This window comes from Cupriavidus sp. FW305-27 (assembly GCF_058787995.1).
On the sequence record NZ_JBYTAG010000123.1, the window covers coordinates 1 to 7,424 of the forward strand.

The 7,424-nt window shown below is 59.7% G+C and carries 7 protein-coding genes and 2 pseudogenes; 1 reads left to right on the plus strand and 8 read right to left on the minus strand.

All coding sequences use genetic code 11. The features are described 5' to 3' along the window. The 6 genes and pseudogenes from AC3WRI_RS32565 to AC3WRI_RS32590 all read right to left on the minus strand — a co-directional run. Positions 1 to 239, minus strand: a pseudogene (locus AC3WRI_RS32565) (ATP-dependent zinc metalloprotease FtsH); the annotation flags it as partial. Positions 240 to 429: 190 nt separating this feature from the next. Next, positions 430 to 696 (minus strand): DUF5676 family membrane protein, encoded by a 267-nt coding sequence (locus AC3WRI_RS32570; RefSeq protein WP_010809982.1) that lies wholly within the window; start codon positions 694 to 696, stop codon positions 430 to 432. 36 nt (positions 697 to 732) lie between these two features. After that, positions 733 to 1,398, minus strand: a complete 666-nt coding sequence (locus AC3WRI_RS32575; RefSeq protein WP_010809983.1) for a methyltransferase family protein — start codon at positions 1,396 to 1,398, stop codon at positions 733 to 735. Further along, positions 1,398 to 1,664 carry a DUF2933 domain-containing protein gene (locus AC3WRI_RS32580; protein ID WP_058698034.1) on the minus strand — a complete coding sequence of 89 codons (267 nt, stop codon included), beginning with the start codon at positions 1,662 to 1,664 and terminating at the stop codon, positions 1,398 to 1,400. Before AC3WRI_RS32580 ends, AC3WRI_RS32575 begins: the two co-directional genes overlap by 1 nt. 373 nt (positions 1,665 to 2,037) lie before the next feature. After that, positions 2,038 to 4,521, minus strand: coding sequence for a heavy metal translocating P-type ATPase (locus tag AC3WRI_RS32585; protein ID WP_492294972.1), 2,484 nt, complete (start codon positions 4,519 to 4,521; stop codon positions 2,038 to 2,040). A gap of 240 nt (positions 4,522 to 4,761) precedes the next feature. Next, complete coding sequence (locus AC3WRI_RS32590; protein ID WP_492294974.1) at positions 4,762 to 5,946, minus strand: methionine adenosyltransferase; 1,185 nt, start codon at positions 5,944 to 5,946, stop codon at positions 4,762 to 4,764. A 400-nt stretch (positions 5,947 to 6,346) separates the two neighbouring features. Here AC3WRI_RS32590 and AC3WRI_RS32595 point away from each other — a divergent pair, with 400 nt between their 5' ends. Beyond that, positions 6,347 to 6,559 carry a formate/nitrite transporter family protein gene (locus AC3WRI_RS32595; protein WP_492294975.1) on the plus strand — a complete coding sequence of 71 codons (213 nt, stop codon included), beginning with the start codon at positions 6,347 to 6,349 and terminating at the stop codon, positions 6,557 to 6,559. Between the two features lie 214 nt (positions 6,560 to 6,773). On the opposite strand, the pseudogene AC3WRI_RS32600 reads toward AC3WRI_RS32595, so the two are convergent. Next, positions 6,774 to 6,890 (minus strand): annotated as a pseudogene (locus tag AC3WRI_RS32600) (hydroxymethylglutaryl-CoA lyase); the annotation flags it as partial. A gap of 23 nt (positions 6,891 to 6,913) precedes the next feature. Further along, positions 6,914 to 7,424: acyl-CoA carboxylase biotin carboxyl carrier protein subunit (locus AC3WRI_RS32605; RefSeq protein WP_492294977.1), on the minus strand; the 511-nt coding region annotated here is incomplete at its 5' end.

The following is a 7,424-nucleotide window of genomic DNA, read 5'->3' on the forward strand; positions in this document are numbered from 1 at the left end:
GGGAAAGGGTGGGGCTTTCCAGGTGAAAGCGGGGTAACTTTTTCGTTGAGCAACAGCTCCAGCGAAGGTCGGTCTACGACCTCCTGTTCGAGCAGTAGCTTTGCCAGCGCGTCTGGCTTGTGCCGGTTTGCCAGCAATGTTTGCTTCACCCGCTGACTGGCGTCGCCCAGAATCGTCCGCACTTCTGCATCAATGATTTGCGCAGTACTCTCGCTGTACTCTTTGCGTTGCCGAGGCATTGGCAGCTTCGAGGTCCTGGACCAGATTGGGGTCGTTGACCCGAAGCGTGGAGAAGGGGTGGTCTCCCTTTCCCTGGCGCAACATCTCTTCGACCTGTGGCTTGGGGAGCAGAGTCTCAATGCCAGTGGTGACACGAGCTCGTAAAGAGCTGTGGCGCAAGGACTTGGAGTCATATCGGCATTCTTGGTATCAGGTCTCTCCTTGAAGGCTGTTGTGTAACCATGCAAAGAATGCCCCGGCAGCGAAGAACCACACCGCAAACACAAAGGCTGGATAGATGATGGACCACCACGATACTGATTCGCCGGTCTGAAGGCGCCGGAAATCGAGCCCGTGAAAGAGCGCGTTCATGAAATTCATGAAGGGCTCAGGAAGAACCATCCAGACGAGCGTGCATAGAACGTAGAACAGCACGACCGTGGCGGATAGCGTCAAACCAGTCTTGAAGGGTTTCATGGCAGCCTCCGGGTGCAAGGAAGATGACGGTTGAATTCAATGAGGACGCGTCCGCGGAACATCTCGGGCTGAGATATGCGGAATGAACGCTGGTGTCTTTTGGCGATATTCCTCATATGCTTGCCCGAACTCGGCCAGTGCGTCCTGCTCCTCCGACTTGGCCAGCCGAACATACATCCAGACCAGGATGGGGAACATCACCAGAGTGACTATCGTCGGCCACTGCAGCAGGAAGCCGAACATAATCAGGACGAACGCGACATACTGGGGGTGCCTCATGCGCGCATAGAGACCCGTGGTCGCCAGGCGGTGCTGCTGCTGGGCCAGGTACAGAATGCGCCAGGCGGAAGACAGCATGATGAAGCCGCCAAAAATCAAGATGTCGCTGGCGATGTGAAATGGCCCCAGGTGCGGGTTGCCCCTCCAGCCGAAAATCATCTCCGGAAGATGACCGGCATCATGCGAGAGGAAGTCGATTCCCGGGAACTTCGCCGAAAGCCACGGTAGCAGGAGATAGATACTCAGGGGGATGCCATACATCTCTGTAAAGAGCGCCACAATGAACGCGGAGAACGCGCCAAACGAGCGCCAGTCGCGCTGGGTCTTCGGCTTGGTGAAGCTGAAGGCGAAGATGATGAAGACAGCTGAGTTGATAATGACCAGCGACCAGAGACCGTAGCTGGATTGTGTTTCGGGTTGCATCATCGCTCTCCTTTGGCGTTCGTGTCCTTGGTGGCGTCATCCGGTCCGTGACCGTGTCCATGTCCATGTCCACCGTGCATGAAGATGTGCATTAAGGGGCAGGCGGCCAGCAGAAGAAATGGCAGGAACTGAATGACGTGTGCCCGGTGTTCAGTCCATAGGAAGTAGGCAATCACCAGCAGAAAGCCAATCATGACCAGCTTGGACCTGGCCACGGTGCGCAGTGCGTCGCCAGGCCGCTCATGACCGTTGTGGTCGTGGTTCATGTTTTCCTCCTATAAAGCGAACGCCGTACCGCCTGGCAGCAGCCATGGTGCCGATGACGTCGGTGTATGTATCTCGCTTGGTCTTGCTGAAAAACTGTTCGCCGTTCCGCCAAGCAGGAGCCAAGTGAGACTCTGTGATAACCAGTTCATAGACCCTCTCTTCAACCGTTGTCTTGGCGTTCACGCTCAACTGCGTTTCGTATATCGCGCTCGCACTGTCGCGAAAGGCGAAGACTCAACCACACCACAACGACCGGACAGGACAGCAGGAGTAGGCCAACCAGTATGGTGAACGGTGTCAGCCCAAACCGGTAGACGATAGCTGCCGCGAGCAGCATTGCAAAGGCAGCGCAAATCCATGCCACCGGGTGTTTCATCTCGCCTCCGGGCTGGCAATTCTGGAGCCAAGTCGTACACGCTTCAGCAATGCGGAGTTGGCTACCACACTCAATGAGGACAGTGCCATTGCTGCTGCGGCAAAGATGGGGTTCAGGAGTCCAAGTGCGGCGATAGGGATGCCGATGGTGTTGTAGATGAACGCCCAGAAGAGGTTCTGTTTGATTTTGCGCATCGTCGCGCGGGACAGCTCAATGGCGGCAACCACGTCACGCACGTCATCGCGAATGAGGATGATGCTCCCAGTTTCCTTCGCGACATCCGAGCCTGAGCCGATGGCAATGCCGATGTCCGCTGCGGCAAGCGCCGGTGCGTCATTGACGCCGTCTCCCACCATGGCCACGACCTCCCCTTGCTTCTGTAATGCGTGAATGGTCTCGACCTTGTCTTCCGGCATCACCTCGGCAATGACATGCTCAATGCCAACCTGCCGGCCGATTGCCTCGGCGGTGCGGCGGTTGTCACCGCTCAGTAGCACAACCTTGATGGCGCGCGCCTTCAATGCCGCGATTGCCTCGCTCGCTTCCGGTTTCACAGTGTCAGCCACGGCCACTACGCCGAGCAATTGTGTGCCGGCGCCGACCAGCATGGCTGTCTTGCCATCGGCCTCGAGCTTCCCGAGTACAGATTCGGCCGATTCGATTGGGATGCCTTGGCGTGCAAAGAGACGCCGGTTGCCCAGCCAGACTTGCTGACCGTCGACGAGGCCCTGAATGCCCATGCCAGACAATGCGCTGATGCTGGCTGCCTTGGGAATGGTGAGCGCGCGATACTGTGCGGCGCGCACGATGGCTTCGCCCAAAGGGTGCTCGGACCCGGCTTCCACAGCGGCAGCAAGAGTCAGCAGGTCAGATTTCTCTCGCCCAGAAAGGGGGATGACATCGGTCAAGGTCGGCTCTCCGCGCGTAATCGTCCCGGTCTTGTCAAAGACAACCGCGGTGAGCTTCTCGGCCCGCTCCAGCACTTCACCGCCGCGTATCAGGATGCCGTTGTCCGCGCCCTTGCCGACGCCGACCATCAGCGCTGCTGGCGTGGCGACGCCTAGCGCGCAGGGGCAGGAGATAATCAGAACAGCCACGAATGCGAGCAGTCCCTGCGGAAAATGACCGGCGACGGTCCATCCCACTAATGCCAGCATCGCGACCGAAACAACCGCAGGTACGAAGTAGCCGGTGACCTGGTCCGCCAGTCTCTGAATCTGCGCGGTGCTGGCCTGGGCGTCCTCGACCATCCTGATAATCTGAGCGAGAGCGGTGTCCGCTCCGATTTTTGTGGCCTGGAAGGTGAAGGCGCCACTGCGGTTTAGCGTGCCGCCAATGACAGCGGCACCAGGCTTCTTTTCCACGGGCATCGACTCGCCGGTCAGCATCGATTCATCGACACTGGATTGGCCATCGATAACCTTGCCATCAGTGGGAATCTTCTCGCCGGGGCGTACAACGACCGCTTCGCCCACCATGATGCTTTCAGCCGGGATTTCCACCTCCGTCCCGTCGCGAAGCACGTGAGCGACGGCGGGGCGCAGGTCGAGCAGGCGTCGAACAGCGGCGGAGGATTTCTTCTTGATGATTTCCTCCATGTATTTCCCCAGCAGCACGAAGGCGATAATGACCGCCGACACCTCAAAGTAGACGTCTCGCTCTTCGACCTTGACGGGCAGCCAGGACGGAAAGAACAGCACTACTACGCTGTAGAAGTAGGCGACGGACGTCCCCAGGGCGATGAGGAAGTCCATATTGATATTGCGCGTCCGGATGGCGTTCCATGCGCCCTTGTAGAAGCTCCAGCCGCCAATGAACTGGACCGGCGTGACGAGAAGGAATAGCCACATCCCCCACGTGAACCAAGGCAAGGCGGGAATCGGGGCCCAAGTCACGAGCGTCGCGCCGGCTGCCAGTGCCAGGAAGGCGCCAGCCCGCAGCACCGCCAGCGCGAGCACGCCCGTGAGCGCAATGGTCACGCGCGTCTTCATGGCTTTCAACTCGCTCTCTGGCGACTCGAAGGTCCGAAGGCAGCTCTCGCTGCAGAAGTAGTACTTGCGGTTGCCACGCTCGGCGGAGAGGGCCGTAGCCTTGTCCACCATCATTCCGCAAATAGGGTCCTTGGCGAGTTGCTTAGCGGCGTGGGAAGCAAGCGCGGGCGTCGCCGCAGGGATAGGAGCGACGCCGGGTGGGCTAGGACTGCGGGAGGGCCCAGCCGAGCTACGCCTATCAACGGGGTGAAGAACATATTTCGCCGGGTTGGCTAGGAAAACCTGCTCACAGTGTGGAGAGCAGAACCAGTATCGCTTCTGGTCGAGCTCCGTGCTGGTAGCGGCCTCCCGTGGGGAGATCTCCATGCCACAGACCGGGTCACGCACGAGCTGCTGCGAGGCGGCTGGGCCTGCGGCGGCCGTTGGAGCTGCCTGGGCTTCGGTGAGGCCGTAACTCCCCCCATTAGGGGTGGTGGACTTGGTCGGCATTCCATCCTCTCCTTGGGGCTATTAAGAGGGGCTGCAGCGCATAAATTACATTTTCATTCTGGGTGACCAGTCGATTTGCTTCTTGATTTCAATCAAGCGTTCATGGGTGGTCGGGGGTGCGGTGGGTGCCGATTCAGGAATGAATGTCGAACGCCGCATGACGTATGTGTTTGAAGGCTGGGAAGCCGCTCGGCCAGCCGATGCCGGCGCCGAGGTTGCTTTGCTCCCCATACACCGGGCCTAGAAGACCGCTACCGTGCCATAGACCAGCTCATTGACCAAGGCAGGAAGCTGCGCCAGCTGTAGCGTCGCGAGTTCACGAACTTGCTGCTCCTGGGCGCTCGAGAGGCCGCGCTCGGCCACGACATCAATGGCAAACAGTTGGGGCTGGTCGATGGGGCGTCCAATTCCGGAGAGAAGCCGGACGACGACTTCATCCGCGCCATCCACGCTTGCCTGAATATGAGAGGCTAACCGGTGGGCGAGCACGTTGTAGAGCTTGCCGACATGTGACGCCGGGTTCTTGCCCGCTGCGGCCTCCAGCGACATTGGCCGATAGGGGGTAATCAGGCCATTGACCCGGTTTCCGCGGCCGACCTGGCCGTCATCACCATGCTCAGCACTTAAGCCAGTGACCGTCAGGTAAATCCCGCTTTCGTCGCAAGCATCCCGGCGATCGAGGGTATTGATTGCAATCTCACAGTCGGTGCCGATGTGCTCGGCCAGATACGACCCAATCCGGCCCTTGAGGATGAAGTACTCATCGACGCCTTGGACGCATCGGTCGACAAACGCCAGCGCAAGAGTGAGACGGTGATGCGCACCCAGCCGACTCCCCATCACCTTGTAATCGAGGCCCGCCGCCTCAAACATTCCCCTGTCGGCACGTGAGCGCAGAAGCTCGGCAATCAACAGCACTGCTCTTTCAAGCGATGAGAGTGGCGCATAGCCGACGCCAAAGGATGTGTCATTGGACAGCGAAAGAGACGCTGCATTGGTCACGCGCCGGAGGTTCGGGGCCGAGGGGCGGAGGATTGGCTCGATCCGGATGTCATTGCCAATGTCGCCCAAGGATGTCGCCAGGTACTCGCGAATGGCCTGCTCGACAACTAGCTCGGCCTTGGCCGACGGAAGTTCGGTAACAGGGCCGGATACTATCAACCGCGTTGAGCGCAGCACTTTGCCACCGCCGAACTTTGGCGCGCTCATGCCGCCGATGAGTAGCGCCTTGTCCAGATTGAAGTGCTGGACTGCGCCATAGGCTTCGAAGTATGCGCGGCACAAGGCGCGAGCCGCAGCTTCGACAGCCCCATCGCATAGGCTATCGGGATGTCCGATGCCCTTGTGCTCGCACATTTCCGTCTGCTCACCTCGCCATGACGGCCCGCGCGAGATAGCAATCGCTATGTTCTCCATGATGGTCATCGCGAGCCCCCTTCACGCCGTCGCCCTGTAGCCATTCTATGTAGCCGCGGTAGGTCAAGTCGCGAAGGTTCGGTTCCCGACTCGGGTTGCCAGGAGTTGTTGACGCGAATCAAGCACGGTTTTTCGCGCTGCCTAGCATCAGTGCTGAAAATATGACTTTCGATTGCCAACTAAGTCGCGGCAGGGCCGCTGGTGCACTATTAGGCTCATGTGGCCTGGCATTTGAAGGTTGCGAAATCGCCGAGCGGGTGCAAACCGTCGGGGTGGCCAAGGCGCGCCTGCCGCTGCTGCAAATGGCGATGCTTGGGCATACTGGCCGGTGCTTTCATCGGGCGGGGAGCGCTGAATTCCGTACGGGTTGCCAGCGACCCAAGTTTAGGGTTCGCCACCAGCTGCATGATTGGTAGCTAGCCTGGTGTCTTCATTAGGGCTGCTGCTGGTAGTGCCCGGCGCCAAGCTATTCACTGCCAACAACCTATTAGTGATGGCCTGGGCCGACCGGCGAATCAGCAGCTACGAGCTGCTGCGCAATTTTGGGGTGGTGAGCTTGACCAACTTTGCCGAAGCGGCTGGACTCGCATTGCTGGTTGGTTGCCAGGGTATCCGGTGCTGAACAACGGACTAGTGGCTGAGCGCTTGGAGCGCATTGCCGTTGCCAATTGCGCCTCAAGCCCCCAGCCGTTCATTGGTGTGCGCATCCGTACAGATGCTAGTTACACCCTGGAACTGTCAATGGTGCTGCCGCCGGGGATGGATCCGTGGCCACCCGCTGCAAGGGCTGATCGGCTTTCAGTCTTTGCCCCGACAATCGCTCTATCTCCGGCGTCTGCCTCGGTCAGCTGGTCGATCAATGCGACCTTGATCTCGGTCGGCACTAACGCCTTCTCGTTCTGGAGGCCATCGCGTGGACCGACTTCCACGATCTTGACTTTGTCTGGTTGCATTGCCGGAAACCTCCCCACGATTATCAGGCTTCAAACGCCAGGAGCTGCGACCCTTCAGCCACTTGCTCGCCAACCCCATAGAGCACTTCACTGACCACACCATCCACCGGTGCGCTGATGGTGTGCTCCATCTTCATGGCCTCCATCACCAGCAGCGGGGCCCCGCGCGTCACGATGCTGCCCGCCTCGACCATCACGGCAATGACCTTGCCGGGCATCGGCGCGGTCAGCTTGCCGTCTTCGCTTTCAGCCTCGCCAGCGTGCGCCAGTGGATCGAGCCAGGTCAGGCTTACGTGACCACCGGCATGGAAGGCATGAAACACCTCGCCGTCGGCATGCACTTGGCCGTGCGCGTGGCGCGTACCGAGGTCGACGCGGATCTCATCTCCCTGGCAGTTGCAGGCGAAGGACACAACCTGGTTCGCGTAGATCAGCGTGCTGCCGCGTGCATCGGTATTCAGCGTCACCTCCAGCACCTGCTCGCCATAGCCGAAGCGCAGCGTGCGCGACACGCCGCCGTTCAGCCGCCACGCG

What these genes read in the sequence shown, in the direction of transcription:
- AC3WRI_RS32575 (WP_010809983.1), bottom strand. Translation starts at nt 1,398, where the DNA reads ATGCAACCCGAAACACAATCCAGCTACGGTCTCTGGTCGCTGGTCATT.
- AC3WRI_RS32585 (WP_492294972.1), bottom strand. Translation starts at nt 4,521, where the DNA reads ATGCCGACCAAGTCCACCACCCCTAATGGGGGGAGTTACGGCCTCACC.
- AC3WRI_RS32590 (WP_492294974.1), bottom strand. Translation starts at nt 5,946, where the DNA reads ATGACCATCATGGAGAACATAGCGATTGCTATCTCGCGCGGGCCGTCA.
- AC3WRI_RS32580 (WP_058698034.1), bottom strand. Translation starts at nt 1,664, where the DNA reads ATGAACCACGACCACAACGGTCATGAGCGGCCTGGCGACGCACTGCGC.
- AC3WRI_RS32570 (WP_010809982.1), bottom strand. Translation starts at nt 696, where the DNA reads ATGAAACCCTTCAAGACTGGTTTGACGCTATCCGCCACGGTCGTGCTG.